At 69.2% G+C, this 19,632-nt stretch carries 13 protein-coding genes; 3 read left to right on the top strand and 10 right to left on the bottom strand.

All coding sequences use genetic code 11. The annotated features are described in order from the left end of the window. Positions 1-106 precede the first annotated feature (106 nt). The 3 genes from RZR99_RS14365 to RZR99_RS14355 all read right to left on the bottom strand — a co-directional run bounded on the left by RZR99_RS14365 (position 107) and on the right by RZR99_RS14355 (position 2,412). Positions 107-721, bottom strand: a complete 615-nt coding sequence (locus RZR99_RS14365) for a hypothetical protein (protein ID WP_407655447.1) — start codon at positions 719-721, stop codon at positions 107-109. 16 nt (positions 722-737) lie between these two features. Next, positions 738-1,100, bottom strand: a complete 363-nt coding sequence (locus RZR99_RS14360) for a hypothetical protein (RefSeq protein WP_323120445.1) — start codon at positions 1,098-1,100, stop codon at positions 738-740. 394 nt (positions 1,101-1,494) lie between these two features. After that, on the bottom strand, positions 1,495-2,412 hold the full coding sequence (locus RZR99_RS14355; protein ID WP_323120444.1) for a LysR substrate-binding domain-containing protein: 918 nt from the start codon (positions 2,410-2,412) through the stop codon (positions 1,495-1,497). Positions 2,413-2,542: 130 nt separating this feature from the next. Here RZR99_RS14355 and RZR99_RS14350 point away from each other — a divergent pair, with 130 nt between their 5' ends. Genes RZR99_RS14350 through scpB form a run of 3 tightly spaced genes read left to right on the top strand, consistent with a single transcriptional unit; the run spans position 2,543 to position 5,953 of the window. Continuing rightward, entirely contained in the window at positions 2,543-3,865 is a 1,323-nt protein-coding gene (locus tag RZR99_RS14350; protein WP_323120443.1) for an MFS transporter, read from the top strand. A gap of 43 nt (positions 3,866-3,908) precedes the next feature. Beyond that, entirely contained in the window at positions 3,909-5,159 is a 1,251-nt protein-coding gene (locus tag RZR99_RS14345; protein WP_323120442.1) for a CaiB/BaiF CoA transferase family protein, read from the top strand. A gap of 5 nt (positions 5,160-5,164) precedes the next feature. Beyond that, complete coding sequence (gene scpB, locus RZR99_RS14340) at positions 5,165-5,953, top strand: methylmalonyl-CoA decarboxylase (RefSeq protein ID WP_407655450.1); 789 nt, start codon at positions 5,165-5,167, stop codon at positions 5,951-5,953. Positions 5,954-6,051: 98 nt separating this feature from the next. Here the strand turns inward: scpB and RZR99_RS14335 are convergent, their stop codons facing one another. From RZR99_RS14335 to RZR99_RS14305, 7 genes are read right to left on the bottom strand one after another with little or no spacing between them, the layout of a single operon-like run. Beyond that, a complete protein-coding gene (locus tag RZR99_RS14335; RefSeq protein ID WP_323120440.1) occupies positions 6,052-7,410 on the bottom strand; it encodes a hypothetical protein in 1,359 nt (452 codons plus the stop codon). A 21-nt stretch (positions 7,411-7,431) separates the two neighbouring features. Further along, a complete protein-coding gene (locus RZR99_RS14330; protein WP_323120439.1) occupies positions 7,432-8,196 on the bottom strand; it encodes an outer membrane lipoprotein-sorting protein in 765 nt (254 codons plus the stop codon). A 43-nt stretch (positions 8,197-8,239) separates the two neighbouring features. After that, positions 8,240-9,466 carry an ABC transporter permease gene (locus RZR99_RS14325; protein WP_323120438.1) on the bottom strand — a complete coding sequence of 409 codons (1,227 nt, stop codon included), beginning with the start codon at positions 9,464-9,466 and terminating at the stop codon, positions 8,240-8,242. Beyond that, positions 9,466-10,170 carry an ABC transporter ATP-binding protein gene (locus tag RZR99_RS14320; RefSeq protein WP_323120437.1) on the bottom strand — a complete coding sequence of 235 codons (705 nt, stop codon included), beginning with the start codon at positions 10,168-10,170 and terminating at the stop codon, positions 9,466-9,468. The genes RZR99_RS14325 and RZR99_RS14320 overlap by 1 nt, the downstream gene beginning before the upstream one ends. Positions 10,171-10,187: 17 nt before the next feature. Beyond that, positions 10,188-11,210 carry a zinc-dependent alcohol dehydrogenase family protein gene (locus RZR99_RS14315; RefSeq protein WP_323120436.1) on the bottom strand — a complete coding sequence of 341 codons (1,023 nt, stop codon included), beginning with the start codon at positions 11,208-11,210 and terminating at the stop codon, positions 10,188-10,190. After that, a complete protein-coding gene (locus RZR99_RS14310; protein ID WP_323120435.1) occupies positions 11,207-12,547 on the bottom strand; it encodes an aminotransferase class I/II-fold pyridoxal phosphate-dependent enzyme in 1,341 nt (446 codons plus the stop codon). Before RZR99_RS14310 ends, RZR99_RS14315 begins: the two co-directional genes overlap by 4 nt. A gap of 37 nt (positions 12,548-12,584) precedes the next feature. Beyond that, positions 12,585-18,917, bottom strand: a complete 6,333-nt coding sequence (locus tag RZR99_RS14305) for an SDR family NAD(P)-dependent oxidoreductase (RefSeq protein WP_323120434.1) — start codon at positions 18,915-18,917, stop codon at positions 12,585-12,587. Positions 18,918-19,632 lie beyond the last annotated feature (715 nt).

Raw genomic sequence — 19,632 nt, 5'->3', positions numbered from 1 at the left:
AACTTGGAAGTGTACGCAAATCGGCCCGAGGCTGCCCGGCGTCAAAACGCGCGACCGCGCCTGAGCGCGGTCGTGTATCCGCATGAACGAAGCGGCGCGGCGCCGCTCAGTAGCCCGGGGGCGGAGGCTGATAGCCGGGCGGCGGCGGGGGCTGATAGCCGGGCGGCGGCGGCGGCGGCGACGCATAACCGCCGCCTCCGCCATATCCCCCGCCGGCGCCGCCGTAACCGCCGCCGTTGCCGTAATAGCCGCCGCTCGGACGGACCCGGCCCGGCACGGGCACGCGGTCGCCCGCCGCGTACATGCACTGCGTGTACGCATAGTCGTAGCGGCGCTGCACTTCGTAGGAAGAGCCCTGCGACGCACCGAGGCCCAGCACGCTGCCCGCGAGCAGGCCGGCGCCCGCGCCGACCGCCGCGCCGCGGCCGCCGTTGAACGCCGCGCCCGCGGCCGCGCCCAGCGCGGTACCGACGGCCGCGCTGCCGAGCGCGCTCGCCGTCGACGCCTGATTCGCCGACACGCCGCCGATCTGGTCGAACGCGTACTGCCGGCAATTGCCGTCGTCGACGCGGAACTGGTCGAAGCTCTTGCCGGTACCCGGCAGCGCCATCACGCTCGGACCGGTCGGCACGACCGCGCATGCGCCCAGCAAGCCGAGCGATGCGAGCACGGCCGCTCGACCGATCATCGTCCGACGCGAATACTTGATTGCTTGGTTCATCTCGGTTGCATCCTGATCATTGAGGGCGGGCCGGCACCGCGCGCCAGCCTGACGCGCATTGCTTCACGTACGGGTAGTACCGCTTCGCGGCGTCGCAGTAGTACCAGGCGTTGCCGTCCTGCGGTGGCGCGCCGGCATCCGGCTGGCCCGGGCCGGGCCCCTGCTGGACCTGTCCCTGCTCGATGTATTCCGGCGGCGGCGGCGGATCGACCGGCACCGCGATGACGGGCGGCGGGTAGTAGTACGGCGCGGGTACGACCGGGTAGTAGTACGGATATCCCGGCCCGATATACACACCGACCCGCGCGGCCTGCGCCGCACCGCTGGCGCAGGCCGCGGCCAGCGCCGCCGCGCCCAGCACAATCTTCAACTTGTTCACATCAATCTCCGCCGCATCGCGAGGGTTGAACATCCATTCGGGTTTCGACACCTGAACGCTATGCCGCTCGCCTGCGCGCATCAATTACACGGACGCCGCGCGATCTTGCCGCGCGTTACAGCTGTGACGAAATACGAACGGCCGCACGGGCGCGCGCCTTCGCCGCTGTTACTTCGTAATGTGTGGAAACAAAGCTGTCAGTTGGTTAACGCCGGCGGACGCGGCCGGAAGGCGCGGCTTGCGACCGGATGCTGTCATTGCGGTTACCGCGGCATGCCGCCGGGGCGCGGCGTGCGCGGCGCCCGACACGGGATGCCGAACGCGAAGCACCGCGTGCCGGGCGCCCGGCGACAAGCGGCCCGGCTCCCCGAAGCACGCCGCCGGCGTCCCGCCTTCAGCCCCCCGCCGCCCACTCCGGCCGCCGGCCGAGCCGCTCGAACAGCTCGACGATGGTCTCCTTCACCTTGAGCACCGCGTTGCTGACGAGCCCCGTGTCGTGCCAGCACAGCGACAGGTCGCGCACGAACAGCCGGTGCGCGACGCGCGCGAGCTTCAGCTTGCGCTCGTCGAGCTCTACATGCGCCGCGGTCCACGGCAGGATCGTGACGCCCAGCTGCGCCATCACCGCCGCGAACAGCAGCCCGGTCGAGCTGGCTTCGAAACGGATGTCGTAAGCGAGCCCCGCCTCGCGCATCGCCCAGTCGACGCGATTGCGGATCGTGTTCGGCGCGCTCGGCAGGATCAGCGGCATGCGCGCCACCTCCGCGAGCGGCACCGGCGCGTCCGGCAGCGGAAAATCCGGCCAGCCGATCAGGTACAGCGCCTCGGTCAGCAACGGCTGCACCGCGACCCCGCGCGTCGCAACGGCATCGACACCGATCGCCAGATCCACCCGCGAGCGGCCGATCAGGTTGTCGAGATCGGCGCTCGGCGCGTCGATCAGCTCGAGCATGATGCCCGGATAGCGCTCGTGCACGAGCCGCGCGAGCGGAATCGCCAGTATCCGCGCCGTGCTCGACGGCATGCCGACCGACACCCGCCCCTGCGGCAGTTCGGCATCGCGGCGCAGCAGCTCCTGCGTGCCGTCGGCCTGCCGCAGCAATTCGATCGCGTGCCGGTACAGCGTGCGCCCCGCCGCGGTCGGCGCGACGCCGTGCGGGCTGCGCTCGAGCAGCTGCATCCCGAGATCGCGCTCGAGGTTGCGCATCTGCTGGCTGACCGCCGGCTGGGCGATATGCAACGCCTCGCTCGCATGCGTCACGTTGCCGTACTCGACCACCTTGACGAAATACCGCAGCTGCCGCAGGTCCATCCATGCCTCCCGTTCCGCGCGCCATAAGCAAATCCTATGGAGCAAGACAAATATCATATTTTTCGGCGATTTCCAGCGTTCCTATACTGAGTCAATAAAAAAACCGGCGCCGGCCGGCAAGGAGACAACGATGTTCAAAGCAATCACCGCATCGGCACACGATGCGAAGCCAGCGCGCACACCGCTCACGCGCGACCAGATCAAGGGATTCTGGGCGGTCTATGCGGGCTGGGTGCTCGACGGCGTCGATTCCGTGATCTACGCGCTGGTGCTGGTCCCCGCGCTCACCGAACTGCTGCCCGCGTCCGGCATCGCCGCGACGCCCGGCAACCTCGGCCTGTACGGGTCGGTCCTGTTCGCGCTGTTCCTGATCGGCTGGGGCCTGTCGTTCATCTGGGGGCCGCTCGCGGACCGCTTCGGCCGCGTGAAGACGCTCGCCGCGAGCATCCTGATCTACTCGGTCTTCACCGGCGCGGCGGCGTTCGCGCACAACGTCTGGGAGCTTGCCGCGTTCCGGCTGATCGCCGGCATCGGCGTCGGCGGCGAATGGGCGCTCGCCGGCACCTACGTCGCGGAAAGCTGGCCCGAGGATCGCCGCAAGATGGGCGCGGGCTACCTGCAGACCGGCTACTACTTCGGCTTCTTCATCGCCGCCTGCCTGAACTACACGATCGGCGCGACCTACGGCTGGCGCGCGATGTTCCTGTGCGGCCTCGCGCCCGCGCTGCTCGCGATCTTCACCGTGATGCGCGTGAAGGAGCCGGACCAGTGGCACAAGCGCGGCGCGCGCGCCGGCGATCCCGCCGCCGCGCCGGCCCGCCACCCGCTGCGCGAGATCCTGTCGCCGGCGTACCGGCGCCGCACGGTGACGAGCGCGACGCTCGTCGGCGTGGCGATCATCGGCCTGTGGGCGGGCTCGGTCTACGAAGCGAGCGCGGTGGTGACGCTCGCGACGCGCGCGGGCATCGACCGGATCGGCGCGCTGCACCTGGCGTCGATCGGCGCGGCGATCCTCTCGTTCGGCACGATCGCCGGCTGCCTCGCCGCGCCGTGGCTGGCCGAACGCATCGGCCGCCGCGCGGCGCTCGGCGTCTATTTCGCGGGCATGGCGCTGTCGATCGCGATCGCGTTCGGCTGGGTGTTCTATTGGCCGAACGGCCTGCGGGCCTTCATGGTCGCGCTGCTGTTTCTCGGTTTCTTCGGCGGCAATTTCGCGATCTTCTCGCTGTGGCTGCCCGAGCTGTACCCCACCCGGATCCGCGCGACCGCGTTCGCGTTCAACGCGTCGATCGGCCGCTTCATCGGCGCGGGCGTCAATTTCCTGCTCGGCGCCGCGATCCACTGGCAAGGCTCGCTCGGCATCCCGATCGCATGGACGGCCGCCGCCTTCGTGGCCGGCATCCTGATCCTGCCCGCCGCGATCGAAACCCGTCACGACACGCTGCCCGCGTAGCCGCCTCCGTCCCGTCTTCTCGTCTTTTCCGCAGGAGCATTGCATGCAAGCGTTACAAGGAATCAAGGTCGTCGATCTGAGCCGCGCGCTGTCCGGGCCGTTCTGCTCGATGGCGCTCGCCGACCTCGGCGCCGACGTCGTCAAGGTCGAGCCCGGCCCCGCCGGCGACATGAGCCGGACCTGGGGGCCGTTCGACCGCGGCATCAGCACCTACTACCTGTCGTGCAACCGGAACAAGCGCAGCCTCTGCGTCGACTTCCGCCACCCGCGCGGCATCGACGCGGTGCGCCGCCTGATCGACGGCGCCGACGTCGTGATCGAGAATTTCAAGCCCGGCACGATCGACAGCATGGGGCTCGGCTACGACGTGCTGAGCGCCGCGAATCCGCGGCTCGTGATGGGCAGCATCACCGCGTTCGGCGCGCAGGGACCGCTGCGGAACTGGCCCGGCTTCGATCAGATCGCGCAGGGCTACGCCGGACTGATGAGCCTGACGGGCTTCGCTCACGGCGAGCCGACCCGCACCGGCACCGCGATCGGCGACCTCAGCTCCGGCATGTGGCTCGTGACCGCGATCGTCGCCGCGCTGTTCGAGCGCGAGCGCACCGGGCGCGGCCAGCATGTCGGCACGTCGCTGCTCGAAAGCCTGGTCGGCCTGCTGAGCGTGCACGGCCAGCGCTACCTGAGCCTCGGCGACGTGCCGCGACGCACCGGCAACGCGCACGCGGTGATCGCGCCGTACGGCGTGTTCGAGACCGCCGACGGCCCGCTCAATCTCGCGCCGATCACCACCGGCATGTGGCAGCGTCTCTGCCAGGTGCTCGACCTGCCCGGCCTGCCGGACGATCCGCGTTTCGCCACCAACGAGGCGCGCGTCACGCACCGCGATGCGCTGAAGACGATCCTCGAAGGCCGTCTCAAGACGCGCGGCAAGCGCGAATGGACCGCCTGCTTCGTCGACGCCGGCCTGCCCGCCGGGCCGATCCATACGCTCGACGAGGTGTTCGACGATCCGCAAGTCGCGCATTGCGGGCTCGTCGAAACGCTCGACCATCCGTCGCTCGGCGCGCTGCGGCAGGTCGTCACGCCGCTCGCGCTGGCGGCCCGCGAAGCCCCCGAGGCGACGACGGCGGCGCCGGTGCGCCGCGCGCCGCCCGGCCTCGGCGAACACACGGTCGAAGTCCTGCGCGAGGCGGGCATCGCCTCGGCGGACATCGACGCGCTGCTCGCCGCGCGGGCTGTCTTCCAGCAGGCGCCGGAAGCCGCCGCCATCGCCGAGGGAGCCGCATCGTGAACGACATTCCGACGACCTCCTTCGTCACCGCGGAGCCGGTCAACGACCGGATCTGGCAAGTGCGGTTCGGCAACCCCACGCGCCGGCACGCGCTCGACGCCGGCCTGCTGGATGCGCTCGACGCCCGCCTGGCGGATCTCGCGATCAGCCGGATTCCCGTCGTGGTGATCGGCAACAGCAGCGGCGACGACGTGTGGAGCGCCGGTCACGATCTCGGCGAACTGGCGCTCGACCGCGATCCGATCGCCCACGACAAGCCGCTCGAACGCGTGCTGCGGCGCATCCGCGCGTATCCGGGCGTCGTGATCGCCTGCGTATCGGGTTCGGTGTGGGGCGGCGCGGTCGATCTCGTGATGAGCTGCGACCTCGTGATCGCCGACCGTCGCGCGAGTTTCGCGATGACGCCGGTCAACATCGGCCTGCCGTACACGACGAGCGGCCTGCTGCGCTTCTTCCACAACCTGCCGATCCACGTGCTGAAGGAAATGTTCTTCAGCGCGCTGCCGATCGACGCGGAACGCGCCGAGCGCTTCGGCGTCGTGAACCGGCTGGTCGATACCGACCAGCTCGATGCGACGACGCTCGAACTCGCGCGCACGATCGCCGCCAAGGCGCCGCTCGCGGTGCAGGCGGTGAAGGAGCAGCTGCGCGTGCTGGAGGATGCGCGGCCGATGCCGGTCGATGCGCTGGAGCGCATCGCCGAGCTGCGCCGGCAGGCGTGCGCGAGCGACGATTTCAGCGAAGGACTGCGGGCGTTCGGCGAACGCCGCAAGCCGTCATTCCGGGGGAAATAGGCGCGAAACCAAGCTACGCGGGCGAACGGTCCGCGCCGCGCGCCGCCGTGACATCGGCCCGCTTCCGATGCGCGCGGGCGATCTTGCCGCGCGCATCGTCAGTTCCAGTAGTAGCGCAAGCCGCTCATGATCGAGAAGCGCGACAGCTGCACGAACTCCGACTGCGGGTTGCCGACGTTCCATTGCGCGAACGCGAACCATTCGGTGCTCAGCCCCAGCTTGTAGTTGAGCGACAGCGCGACATTCCCGCCGCGCGGCGCATCGAACGCCTGCGTATAGCGCAGCGTGACGTCGAGCTTGTTGAACAGATCGGTGCGGTTGAGCTGATACATCGCATAGCGCCGGCCGAGCAGATTCTGCTGCGGATTGAGCGCCTGCCCCAGCAGGCCCGCCGCCGCGAGATTGCCCGCCGCGAACGCCGCGTTGCCCGCGCGGATCGCCTGCTGATACGCCTGCCGTTCGCCGCTCGTATAGCCGTCGCCGTTGTAGAGAAGCTCCAGCGTCTGCGTCCACCCGGAGACGAGCGTATAGCTCGCGCCAAGCAGCGCGCTCGCGTGGAACGCGTGGTCGCCGGTCTGGTTCTGCACGAAAGTCCAACCGCCCGGCGCACCGGGTTGCGCAACGGGGAACAGCGCATTGTTGCCCTGCCCGAGCGATGCGTCCGCGTAGAGCAGCAGCGCGTTCGACGCAGTCCACGTGCCGTACGCGCCGAGCCGGTTCACGCCGTTGTCGCGATGCGACGCCAGCACGCTCGCCGACGCCGCGTCGCCTGTCCAGTTGAGCTTCAGCGCGCCGACCGGCGAGAAATACGCTTTTGTCGTGTCGCGCGTGTCGACGTGGAAATTGCGGATGGCTTCGATGCTCCAGGCCGGCGCGAGCTGCGCGGTGACCCGCACGAAATCCCGGCCCAGCAATTCCCGCACGGGATCGGTCTTGCCGGTTTCGGCGAAGAACGGATTGCTCGGCGACAGCAGGATCGCACTCCCCCACAGCAACACGCCGCGCCCGGCTTCCGCGTTGATCGCGCCGGACACGCGGCACGACAGCCGCCCTTCGTTCAAATAGGCATCGGCCGAGCCGTAGCCGGCCGATGCGGGCGTCCCGCTCTGCCAGACGAAGAACGCGCGAGGCTTCAATTGCAGAAAACACGGCTTGGTCTTGAAGGTCAGATCCAGGCGCGGGTCGATCTCGGCCTTGCTGTCCGAGAGGGCGGCGATGCGGTTGCCCGGGTTGGCGAGCGACGCGCGATTCGGCACGGTCTCCGTCCCGTAGCCGAGCACCTGCAGATTGGACTGGAACGACAGCCAGTCCATCATGCCGCTGCCGCCGCCGTCAGTGCTGCCGCCGGCGGCCCGGGCAGGCGCCGCGACGCCCGCCGCGCCCATCGCGGCCGCCGCGAGCAGCCACGCGGCCGCGCGCAGTCCGCGTCGCCCCCTCCGCCCCCCGGTCGGATTCATCGTCGAGCCCGGCATCCGCCGTCAGGGTCGATTGAGCGCATCGATGCCGAAGGTATCGGCGTCGAATTTCTTCGTCCTGACGTCGCGATACTGCAGCACCGAGTAGTTCGACTTCTCGATCGTGTCCTGGATGGTCATCTTGCTGACGAAGGTCTGGGGCTTGCCGTCGATGTCCAGCCGGTTGTCCATTTCGAACGCGGCGGTCTTGAAGAGCTTGCCGGACACGGTATAGAACTCCGCCTTGAGCGGCACGAGCCGCGCCACGGACACGTAATAGACGATCCGGTCGTAGGTGACGAACTTGCTCCTCGCGACCAGGTTGATCACGTAGGCGTTCTCGCCGTCGACGGGCTCGGTGCGCAGGATCGTCGCGTCGTAGTCCTTCGCGTAGTTCGTCGACGCGATGTCGCCGTTCGACGCGGGGCCGACCATCTTCTGCCGCGCGGAGATCGACACCGGCTTGGTCAGGCTGGGCTTGCCGAACCACATGCTGCGGCCGTTCTGCAGCAGCCGGCTGCCGGAATCGCGGGGCGGAAAGGTCGATTCCGCGAGGCTGTCGTCGTCGCTCGCGCGCACCACGTAGCTGCGCTTGTCGATCGGGCTGCCGCCGTCCTGACCGGTGATGTCGAGCTGCCATTCGACGCCGCTCAGACCGCCGCCGCGCGCGCGGTCGCTGGCCGCGACGATGCGGGTGACTTCTTCCGCCGACGGCGCAGCCGCCGCGAGCGCCGTGTGGAGGCCGGCCAGGGAGGCCGCCAGGACGACCAGGTGCTTCATACGTTGCATGATGGGAAATCCTCGAAAATGGGGCGACGGCATCGCATGCCGGTCAGACGAAGGTGAGCGCGTCGACGATCTCGATCCGCGTGGCGCGATACGCCGGATAGGCGGCGCACAGCACGGCGAAGCACACGACGACGAGCGCGATCAGCGCCATGCGGGCCCAGTCCAGGTCGATCTGCAGCAGCACCTGCTGCGACGAATTGGGCGGCACGTAGCCGATCTGCGCGGCATTGAGCGCGACGGCGACGACGAGCGTGACGACGAACCCCAGCAGCGCGCCGAGCAGCGCGATCCAGAAGCCCTCGAGCGCGAACAGCCTGACCACGCCGCCGTGCGTCAGGCCCAGCGCGCGCAGCGTGCCGATCTCGCGGGTGCGCTCGACCACCGCCATCGACATGGTGTTCGCCACGCTCATCGCCGAAATCACCAGCACGATGCTGGCGATGAACGAGAAGATCATGTCGAACAGCCCTTTCACCTGGGTGTAGAAACTCGACAGCTCCTGCCACGTCCTGATCTCGACGTCGAAGCCGGCGGCCCGCAGGCTGTCGCCCAGATCCGTCCTCGCCCGTGCCGTCAGGTCGGCGCGATCGAGCAGCACGACGAAGCGCTCCACCGCATCGGTATTCATCAACGATTGCGCCAGCGCGAGCGGCACCAGCAGGTACTTGTCGTTGGTGCCCGCGTTGCCGGTATTGAAGACGTCGGACACTTCCGCGTCCACCGCGTTCGCCTGCCCGTCGAAAGTCGACGCGAGCAGGCTGAACACCTCGTCCTTCTTCAGGTTCAGCAGCTTCGCCAGATCCTCCGACACCGCGACGCCGTTTTCCCGCCCCGCGTTGAGCCGGCCGCTGGAGTCCCCCGGCGTCGAGCCGCCCAGCGCGTCGTTGTGCGCGGGCACGATGCCCTCGCCGATGAAGATGGTCGACGCCTGGCCGTTCGACGCCAGCCCGTCGAGGCTGAGCCGCGGCGACACCAGCTTCACGCCCGGCTCCCGGCGGATGATCGACTCGACCCGGCGCGTCTCCTCCGGCGTGAATAGATAGCGCTTCGGCTTCAGCTTGCCCTCCAGCATGAAGCCGCGCTTGAAGATGGTCAGGTGTCCGAGCCGTTCGCCCATCACCGCCTGCTGCTCCAGCCCCGCGTAGACGTTCGCGATGTAGCCGCTGAACAGATTGATCGCCGCGAGCCCGAACGCGATCGCGGTGAGCGTGACGAAGCTTCGGCGGCGGTTTCTGAACGCGTTCTTGAGCGCGAGTACAAAGGAATGCATCAAAGTTCACCTCGATCGGGAAGCAGGCCGTCGCACAGGGTCAGGCAGCGGTCCATATAGCCCAGCGCCCGTTCGTCGTGCGTCGAAAACACGAAGGTCACGCCGTGGCCGCGATTGAGCCGCTGGAACAGCTGCATCGCGGCGCGGGTGTTCTGGCTGTCGAGGCTCGCCGTCGGCTCGTCGGCGATCACCAGCCTCGGCTGCGCGATCAGCGCGCGCGCGATCGCCACCCGTTGCCGCTGGCCGCCGCTCATCTGGTCGGGGCGCTTGTGGATCTGTTCGATCAGCCCGACCTCGCCGAGCAGCGCCTGCGCCCGCTCGCGCTCGGCCTGCGTCGTGCGGCCGTTGAGCCGCAGCGGCAGCAGCACGTTGTCGAGCGCGTCGAGCACCGGGATCAGGTTGTAGCTCTGGAACACGAAGCCGATCGCGCGGCGGCGGCGCTCCGCATACTGAGCGGGACTCAGCGAGGTGGTCGATTCGCCGAGCAGTTCGATTTCGCCGACCGACGGCCGGTCGAGCAGGCCGATCAGGTTCAGCAGCGTGGTCTTGCCGCTGCCCGACGGCCCGACGATCGCCAGCATCTCGCCGTTCCTGACCGTCAGGTCGATGCGGCTGAGCGCCTCGACGTCGCGATAGCGCTTGCTCACCCCGATCAGGCGCGCGATCGGGGTGCCGCCCGGCGCGATCGCGCCGGGGGAGGACATGTCATGCGATTCGATTTTCATGGTGCGGGCAGGGAGGCGGCGGCAAGCGCCTGGACAGGGCCGTTCGGCAGCAGGTACACCCTGCCTTGCCGTCCGGGTTCGTCGGCATGACGCAGCGCCTTCGCGATGGCGTCCAGCGGATAGACGGCGGCGACTTCGGCGCGCAGCACGCCCGCGCTCAGCAGCTCGACCGCTTCGCCGAGCAGCGCGTCGCGCTGCGCATGGGTCATCCGCGACAGCCGCTGCGTGAGCCAGAAACCCTTCAGCGTCATGCCGTGGAAGATCAGCGCGTCGCCGGCGACGCGCACCGGCTGGCCCGACAGCATCCCGTAGTTGACGATCGTCGCGCCGGGTTCGAGCAGTTCGGCAAGCCGCAACGCGGCGTCGCCGCCGACCGCGTCGAGCGCGAGGGGCGCGGCGTCGCCGCCCATCGCGGCGCGGGCGAGCCGCGCCATCTCCGGGCCGTCCTCGACGGCGGCGTCGCCGCCCGCGGCGAGCACCTGCCCGACGGCTTCCGGACGCCGCACGATGTTGAGCGTGCGCAAGCCGTCACGCCGGGCCACCTGCATCACCGCCCGACCGACGCTCGACAGCGGCGCGTTCTGGACCAGCCACGCCCCGCGTTCGAGCGGCCGCTCGCGCCGCACCAGTTCGAGCGCGGTGCAGGCGCTCACCTTGAGCGACGCGAGCTGCAGCACGTCCAGCTCCGGCGCGACCTTGTGCACGAGCGACGCGGCGATCCGCCGGCGCTGGCACCAGTTGTCGTTGCCGACCAGGATCACGCGCGCGCCCACCGCGACATCGCGCACCGATGCCCCGCAGGCCGCCACCCGGCCGACGGCCTCGAGGCCGAGCGTCGCGGGCAACTTCGGCAGCTCGCCGTAGCGGCCGGCGAGCCGCGCGAGATCGGCCGGGTTCACGGCGCAGGCGTCGATGTCGACCAGCACCTCCCAGGCCGACGGCGGACCGGGATCGTCGACGTCGCAGCAACGGGCCGCCAGCGCGGGGGAACCGAAGGCACTGAAACGGATCTGCTTCAAATCAACCCCTTGCTGGCCGGCGCCCGCTGTTTCAGCGCCGCGAGCAGGTCGATCGTCGTGTCGATGTGCTCGCGGGTGTGCGCCGTGTTGATGAAGAAGCGCAGACGCGCGGCATCGCGCGGCACCACCGGAAAGATCATCGGGAACGTGAAGATCTGCCGGTCGAACAGCTGCGCGGTCAGCCAGAGCGCCAGCTCCGCGTCGGGCAGCATGATCGGCACGACGCCCGAGCCGTGGCTCATGCCGATGTCGAGGCCCGCCTGTTGCGCGCGCGACCGGAAGTAGTCGGCGTTCTCCACGACGCGCCGCGCGCGCTGCGGCTCCGCGCGCATGATGCGCAGCGCCTCCAGCCCGGCCGCCGCGTTCGACGGCGTGAGCGGCGCGGCGTAGAGGCCGAGCCCCGGCGCATAGTGCTTGAGCATCGCGATCAGTTCCTTGCTGCCCGCGACATAGCCGCCGACCGTCGCGAAGGCTTTGCTCATCGATGCGTAGTGAATGTCGATGTCCGTGCCGTCGAGTCCGAAGTGATCGACCACGCCCAGCCCGCGCGGGCCGATCACGCCCATCGAATGCGCTTCGTCGACCATCAGCAGCGCCTGATGGCGCCGCTTGATGTCGATCAGGCGCGGGATGTCGGGAATGTCGCCGTCCATGCTGAACACGCCCTCCGTCAGGATCAGCACGCGCTCGAAATGGCCGCGATGTTCGGCAAGCAGCCGCTCCAGCGCGTCGTAGTCGTTGTGCGCGAACGCGAAGCGGCGCGCGCCGCTCAGCTTCGCGCCGGTCAGCATGCTGTTGTGCACCAGCTCGTCGTACAGCACCAGGTCCTGCTTGCGCGCGAGATAGCCGATCGCCGCGACGTTGGTGCCGTAGCCGCTCACGCCGAGCATCGCGTCCTCGACGCCCAGCACCTCGCTCAGCATCCGCTCGAACTCGCCGTACAGCGGAATCTCGCCGGTGATGATCCGGCCGGAGCCGGTCGAGGTGCCGTACACGTCGATCGCGTGCTTCGCGGCGGCCCGCACCCGAAGGTCGCCGGACAGGTCGAGATAGTTGTACGAGGAAAAATTGACGACCTTGCGCCCCGCGATCTCGATCTCCGCGCCGGCGAGGCCCGCGTGCTCGCGGTACATGTTCCACTCGTACCCCTGCTTGTCGTAGTACCAGCGGGTATTCGCGTACTCGCGCAATTCGGGGAAGTGCGCGAAGTCGTAATGCTCCGGGCCGATCTTCACCTTGGCCGACGCGGCGCGCGGCACGATCGCGTCGTCGTCCCCCGCGCGCGGCTTGCCGAGCAGGCTGGCGCGCAGGCGCTCGACGTGCAGTTCTGGTTTCATGCTCGAATCTCCTTTCATGGGCGGGTCCGGTTCGCGCTCAGGCGGCTTCGACTCGCGGCACGGCCGCGCCGTCCGCTGCCTCGCCGAGACCGAAGCTGCCGAGCGCCTTGTCCGCGATCGCGCGAATCGTGAGGTCGTCGAGAATCTCGAGCACCGACACGGTGATGCCGAGATCGCGGCGCAACAGCGACTGGATCTCGGTCGCCATCAACGAATCGACGCCGAGGTCGAGAATCGGCCGGTCGACCGGAATCGCGTCCGCCGCCGTCTCCAGTTCGTCGGCGATCAGCGACGCGATCAGGCTCGCCAGCACCGTGAAGCGATCGGCGGCCGGCAACGCGGCCAGCTCCACCCGCAACAGATCGCCCGCGTCGCCGTTCGCCTGCGCGTCGGCGGCGATCAGGTCGGCATAGCGCGACGACCGGTCCGCCAGCGTCTCGTAGCGCCCCCAATCCGCCCAGCTCGTGATCAGCGTGATGCCGAGCTGCGTCACGCCGCGCCGCATCGCGCGTTCGAGCCAGTCGAGCGCCTCCGCCGACTCCATGCCGCGCAGCCCCATGTAGCGCATGAACTGTTCGAGCTTTTCGTCGCGCGTGACCACGCCGACGTCGGCGATCGCCCCCCAGTTGATGCTGGTCGCCGGCAGCCCCAGCGCGCGCCGGTGCCACGCGAGCCCGTCGAGAAAGCCGTTCGCGCTGACGTAGCTGGCCTGACGGCTGTTGCCGACCAGGTTGGCGATCGACGAGTACAGAACGAAATGGTCGAGCGGCATCGCGCGCGTCGCCACGTGCAGCAGCCGCGCGCTTTCCGCCTTGCTGCGCATCACCTGCAACAGATGCCGCGGATCCAGGTCGACGATCGGTTCGTCGATGATGACCGCCGCCGAATGAAACACGCCGCGCAACGGCGGCGCCGCCTCCGCGATGGCCGCGAACAGCTTGCGCACCTCGCGTTCGTCGGCGAGATCCGCGCTCACGCACAGCACGGTCGCGCCGCGCGAACGCAGGTCCGCGACGAACGCGGCGCGCTCGGGCGTGTCCGCGCCGGTGCGCCCGGCCAGCACGATATGCCGCGCGCCGCGCGCCACCAGCCAGCGCGCCGTCTTCTGGCCGAACCCGCCGAAGCCGCCGGTGACCAGGTAGCTCGCATCGGGCTTGAACGCCGCCGTTTGCAGGACCTGTACCTGAAGCGCTTCGGCGCTCTCGTCGAACGCCACGATCAGCGGGATGTCCGCGTCGGGCAGCGCGAGCTTTCTCGTCGCCAGATCGGCGATCGACACCGACAGGCTGTCCGTCGGCGGGCAGCCGCCGGCCCCGGCGCGCGCCACGGCCCGGCGCAGCGCCGCCGCGAAGCGGTCGGCGCGCTGCGTCAGCACCGACAGATCCGCCCGCACGATCGACGACGCCGCGCGCGGCACCGTGAACGGGCGCGTGTACGGCTCGGTGTCGATCAGCACGCCGCCCGTCGCGAGCGCGCGCCAGCCGAACCGGTCGGCCCACGCGGCCATCGGGCCGACGAGGGCATCGAAGCCCCGCCCGCCGGTGCCGTCGAGCACGGCCGCCTCCAGTGCCGCGTGCGAGGCCGGCTCCAGCATCTGTCCCACCGCCTCCTGCACCGCCGCGCCCGGCGCGCCCAGCAGCGTGGTACGGATGCTGCGCCGGCGCAGCGCCGCGTCCACCGCCAGGCCGAGTTCGTCGGCCTCGACCAGCACGTGCGCGCCCGCATCGAGATCGGCCTGCTCGGCGAGGCGCTCCGCGACCGCCTCGCGTACCGCGACGAACAGCAGCCGCGCATCGTCGACGCCGGCCTCCAGCTCAACCACGTGAAACGCCGAACGCGGCCCGCGCAGATGGCTGGCGAACTCGGCGGGCGCGAGACCGTAGACGCGCTGCCCGACGCGCAGGTCGACCACCCCCGCGCCGATGCCCGCCACCGTACCGATCACTTCCACGTGATCCCGGTCCAGCGTCTGGCCGTTCGACGTGCGCAATCCGCGCATCGTCAATGCGACGCGCTCGACCCGCAATTCGATCTCGCCGGCATGCAGCGGCCCGCGCGGTACTTCGATCAGCTTGACGCTGCCCGGGCTGCCGTCCAGCTCGTCGGCGCCGCGCACCCGCACCGCGCGCTCGCCGGTCAGCGGCAGCGCTTCGACCAGCGGCTCGGTCAACCACGGATTCACGTCGAGACGGCTCGCGAAGCGGCGGCCCCGCCGGATCGCGACTTCGTCCTCGGCGGCGTCGCACACCAGTTCCAGCACGCCCGCGCGGACGTCGCCCTCGGTCGCGAGCGCGGGCAGGTCGACCGTGCCGAAGCGCATCCCGTCGATCTCGTTGAAGGCGACGCGGGCGAAGCCGTTCAATGCCGTCTGCGCGGGCTGTACCGGCGGATCGCTGTCGGTCACCTTGAATGCGTCGCGGGTCACGACGTAGGCGCGCGGCCGCTGCGCCGCCGGCAGGCCCGCCAGTTGCCGAGTCACCGCCAGCATGAACAGCAGCGCGCCCGTTCCGGTCGGATCCTCGCCTTCGAGCAGCGCCTGTCCGCCGTGCACGAACACGACCCCGTCCACCGGGCCGGCGGCGGCGAGCGCCTGCTCGACGTCGCCCGCCACGTCGACGCGCACGGTCGTCCGTTCGCCCTGAACGCCGAACACGGACCCGGCGCGCAGCCGCGCGCAGACCCGCGCGCCGAAGCCCTCCAGGCCGGACGCGATCCGGTCGGCGAGCGAGCGGCTCGCGTCGTCCTCGACCACCAGCCAGTGGCCGAGCCGCTTGGGCTCGGACAGGTGTCCGGCGTCGCTCCATTCGTAGCGCGCCATCTGCAGCTTCACCGGATCGCCGAACGCGTCGGTGCGCGCGAGCTTCGTCGACGATGCCGTCACGCGCATCCCGCGTATCACGGCGAGCACCGTGCCGGCGTCGTCGCAGAGGGTGAGATCGGCGTCGACGTGCGCCGGCCCGGAGCGAACCTGCACCGCCTCGCACCAGTAGCGCGCGGGCAGCGCCGGCACGAGCAGCCGCAGTTCCTTGAAGCCCGTCGGCAGATAGGTCGCGTCGTTGCCGTCGAGCAGACCGACCAGCACCTGGAAACACGCGTCGAGCATCGCGGGCTGCGCGCGATATCCCACGCCCGACAGATCGTCGGGGCATTCGATCAGCGCCAGCACCCGGCCGCCGGACCCGCCCGCGTACAGCGCGCGCACCGCCCGGAAGCTCGGCCCGTACTGCAGGCCCAGGCGCGACAGCCCGAGATAGAACGCCTCGGGCGCCTGCCCCGCGTCGAGCGACGCCTTCAGCGCGGCCAGATCGATGCGCCGGGTCTCCGCCGCCTGCAGCGCGCCCACCTGGCCCGTCAGATGCAACTGACCTTCACCGACCTTGCCGCTCTCGACGCTGCGGATCGACACGTGCCCCGTGTCGCGTGCGCAGCGGGACACATAGTCGAGCGCGCGATCGTTCGAAATCACCAGCGGCGCGCGAATCTCCACGTCGCAGATCCGCCAGCCCGGCGCATCGGGATGCACCGCCGCCGCGACCTCCAGCAGGGTTTCCACATACCCCGCCGCCGGCATGATCGGCACGCCGGAGATCACGTGGTCCTTCAGGAACGCGAGCGCCTGGTGTTCGAGGTCGTTGACCCACACGTCGGTGGCCGGATGTTGTTCGCAGCCGAGCAGCGGCAGATCGGTGGGGCTCACGCGCTGATACATCGCGCGCTCGGTCTCGAGCCACGTGCGCTCGCGCTGCCACGGATAGTTCGGCAGCGCCGCGAAGCGGCCGGCGCCGTTGAGCGGGGCCCAGTCGATCGCGCAGCCGCTCGCGAACACCTGCGCGACGGTGCGATGCACGCGCGCGCACTCGGGCTCGTTGCGACGCAGCGTTTCGACCACGCGGATTTCCTTCGCATGCTGCTTCGCGCAGTCGCGCAGCGCGCTCGACAAGACAGGATGCGGGCCGATCTCGACGAACGTCACGAAACCGTCGTCGAGCAGCGACTGGATCGCGTCCAGAAAGGCAACCGGCTGGCGCACGTTCAGCGGCCAGTAGTCGGCGCCGAACGACGGCCCCGTCGCGCGCCGCCCGGTCACCGTCGAGACCAGCGGCAGCAACGGCTCGCGGGCCACGATCGGCCGCAGCGACGCACTCAGCTCGTCGAGGATCGGGTCCATCAGATGGCTGTGATACGGCACCTCGACCGCCAGCTGGCGATTGAACACTTCGTGCGCGCTCAGCGCTTTCGCCAGCGCTTCGATCGCCGCCGTCTCGCCCGACAGCGTGAGGGTGTTCGGTCCGTTGACCGCCGCGATCTCGACGCGCCCGGCGAACGGCGCCAGCCACGCTTCCATCTCCCTCACGCCGAGCCCGACGGCCAGCATGCTGCCGGTGCCGGCGGTGAGCGCCTGCAGGCGGCTGCGCTCGTAGCTGACGCGCAGCGCGTCCTCCAGGCTCAGCGCGCCGCTCACGCACGCCGACGTGACCTCGCCGACGCTGTGGCCCACCACCGCGCCGGGCCGCACCCCCGCGGCGCCGAGCAGCGCGGCGAGCCCCCACTGGATCATGAAGTTCGCGGGCTGCGCGTAGGCCGTGCGCACGATTTGCGATTCGGCCTCGCTCTTGAGCATCTCCGCGACGATGGAAAAGCCCGCGATCCGCTGGAAGATCTGGTCCGCTTCGTCCACCGTCGCCCGATACAGCGGCTCGTCGCGATACAGCTCCTGGCCCATTGCCCACCATTGCGGTCCCATGCCGGTGAACACCCAGACCGGGTCCGTGCGGCCGAGCGCGGCCTGCCGGCCGGAGACGACCTCGGCCGATTGCTCGCCCTGCGCCAGCGCATCGAGCCCGCGCCGCAACTGCGCGCGATCGGCGCCGGTCACGACAGCCCGGTGGCTGAGCGGCGCGCGATGGAACGCGGCCGAATGCAGCAGGTCCGCGAGATCGTCGCCGGACGCCGCCAGGTGCTCGTCGTAGCGACGGGCCAGCGTCTTGAGCGCCGCGGCGCCGCGCGCCGACAGCGGCAGATAGAGCGGATGGCCGGCAGGCCGCTCCGCCGCCCCGGCGCGCGCCGGTTCGGCGGCCGGCGCCGAGCGCAGCACCACGTGCGCATTGGTGCCGCCGTAGCCGAACGAGTTGACCGCGACGAGAAACGGCTCGCCGGGCGCGGCGAGCGGAATCGGCGCGTCGGCCAGGCGGACGCCGATCTCCTCGAACGGAATGCCCGGATGCGGAGTCTGCAGGTTGCCGAGCGCGAACGCCTCGCGATGCATCAGGGTGAGCACCGCCTTGATCACGCCGGCAATGCCCGCGCCCGCCTCCAGATGACCGATGTTGCTCTTGATCGAACCGAGCACCACGCGCGCGTCGCCGTGGCGGTTCGCGCCGTACACCGATCCGATCGACGCGGCCTCGATCGGATCGCCGACCGCCGTGCCCGTGCCGTGGCACTCGACGTAGCGCACCTGCGCCGGATCGATCCCGAACCGGTCGCAGACGTCCCGGATCAGCAGGCCTTGCGCTTCGCTGCTCGGCATCGAGATGCCGGGGGTCCGGCCGTCGGAATTCACGCCCGCGCCCGCGACGGTCGCGAGGATCGTGTCGCCGTCGGCCAGCGCCCGTTCAAGCGTCTTGAGCACCACGATGCCGCCGCCTTCCGCGCGGCCGTAGCCGTCACCCCGGGCGTCGAACGATTTGCATTGCCCGTCGCGCGACAGGAACTGCCCCTTGCACATGCCGATCGGATACTCGGGGCGCGTCATGACGTTCGCGCCGCCGACCACGGCCATGTCGCACTCGCCGGACCAGATGTCGCGGCACGCGTAGCTGAACGCGACCAGCGACGACGAACAGGCCGTGTCGATCGACAGGCTCGGCCCGCGCAGGTCGAACGCATGCGACAGGCGGTTGGCCAGCATCGTCATCATCATGCCAGCCGCCGTGTTGGCGTTGTGACGCGTGCGATTCGTCACCTGCATCAGCGTGATCATGTGGTCGAGCATGAAGCCGCCGACATAGACCCCCACCTTCCGGCCGGCGTGTGCGGGCAGATCGAGCCCGGCGTTCTCGAACGCCTCCCAGATCAGTTCGAGCAGAAGCCGCTGCTGCGGATCGAGATTCTCCGCGACGCGCGGCGGCAGATCGAAGAACTCCGCATCCATCGACCGGACGTCCTGGCTCAGGAAATTGCCCTTGTCGACATAGGCCTTGCCCTTCGCCCCCTCGTCGGCCGCGTAGTAGCGCGCCGCATCCCACCGGTCCGCCGGCACCGGCCCCGCGGTCACCTGACGCGCGCGCAGCGCCGCCAGCAAGCCGTCGAGATCGTCAATTCCCCCTGGAAACCGGCAGGCCATCCCCACCACCGCAATTTCTCTCATTATTCGCCATCCTAAATAATATTGGTTTGATCAACCGGACACGTCGACATTACAAAAAATATCGATATTGATTTTTATTAATGAAATTAAACAAGTTAACCGATGCGCATTGATCATATGCGCAATGGAATTCGGCTCGGATCGATATGTTTTCGATTATCCGATTCGAAATTCGAGTCGATATTCGTCCCCGGCGAGACGCCGAGAAGACGCGTCGCCGCCTGGCCATCATGAGCGTCCCGACACCCGTCGCGGCTCGCGATCCTTCATTCGCTCGGCAGCAGACATCCGGCGCGTTCGTGCACGCAAACGCGCAGGCGTATCCCCCGGACACGGCCCCTTCGGACCGAACCCGTTCCCTGTTCGCGGCCCGCACCGGCCCCCGCTCCTGCTGGCTGATAGCCAGTTCGCTCCGGCAAGCGCCTCAGGCGAAACACCCGGCGACACCACGACCGGAAGCCAGCGGGATCTCCGCCGCCTTCGATCTTCAACCCCGCGCCTTCATACGGAAAAGTCAAGGGTTGTTCAGGCCAACTACACACGTATAGAAGTAAGCCACTAGCCTGTTTGATCAACTGTTCGCTACATGACAAATAGTAACGATTGATAAAAAGTGTAAGGAAAAAGCAGCGAATACCGATACCGATGCTCAATCCGGAATTCGACAAATATGTGTCGATCCGAATTTTTATAATTTCTCTTTTGATGCATATCG

The organism is Burkholderia alba (assembly GCF_034721475.1).
Classification (GTDB): domain Bacteria; phylum Pseudomonadota; class Gammaproteobacteria; order Burkholderiales; family Burkholderiaceae; genus Burkholderia; species Burkholderia alba.
The sequence above is the reverse complement of the archived record's forward strand: the minus strand, read 5'-3'. Positions and strand labels throughout refer to the sequence as shown.

Bases quoted from the DNA above. Each gene is read 5' to 3' on its own strand.
- RZR99_RS14365 (WP_407655447.1), bottom strand. From the start codon at position 721: ATGAACCAAGCAATCAAGTATTCGCGTCGGACGATGATCGGTCGAGCG.
- RZR99_RS14355 (WP_323120444.1), bottom strand. From the start codon at position 2,412: ATGGACCTGCGGCAGCTGCGGTATTTCGTCAAGGTGGTCGAGTACGGC.
- RZR99_RS14350 (WP_323120443.1), top strand. From the start codon at position 2,543: ATGTTCAAAGCAATCACCGCATCGGCACACGATGCGAAGCCAGCGCGC.
- RZR99_RS14345 (WP_323120442.1), top strand. From the start codon at position 3,909: ATGCAAGCGTTACAAGGAATCAAGGTCGTCGATCTGAGCCGCGCGCTG.
- RZR99_RS14335 (WP_323120440.1), bottom strand. From the start codon at position 7,410: ATGAATCCGACCGGGGGGCGGAGGGGGCGACGCGGACTGCGCGCGGCC.
- RZR99_RS14330 (WP_323120439.1), bottom strand. From the start codon at position 8,196: ATGCAACGTATGAAGCACCTGGTCGTCCTGGCGGCCTCCCTGGCCGGC.
- RZR99_RS14325 (WP_323120438.1), bottom strand. From the start codon at position 9,466: ATGCATTCCTTTGTACTCGCGCTCAAGAACGCGTTCAGAAACCGCCGC.
- RZR99_RS14320 (WP_323120437.1), bottom strand. From the start codon at position 10,170: ATGTCCTCCCCCGGCGCGATCGCGCCGGGCGGCACCCCGATCGCGCGC.
- RZR99_RS14310 (WP_323120435.1), bottom strand. From the start codon at position 12,547: ATGAAACCAGAACTGCACGTCGAGCGCCTGCGCGCCAGCCTGCTCGGC.
- RZR99_RS14305 (WP_323120434.1), bottom strand. From the start codon at position 18,917: ATGAGAGAAATTGCGGTGGTGGGGATGGCCTGCCGGTTTCCAGGGGGA.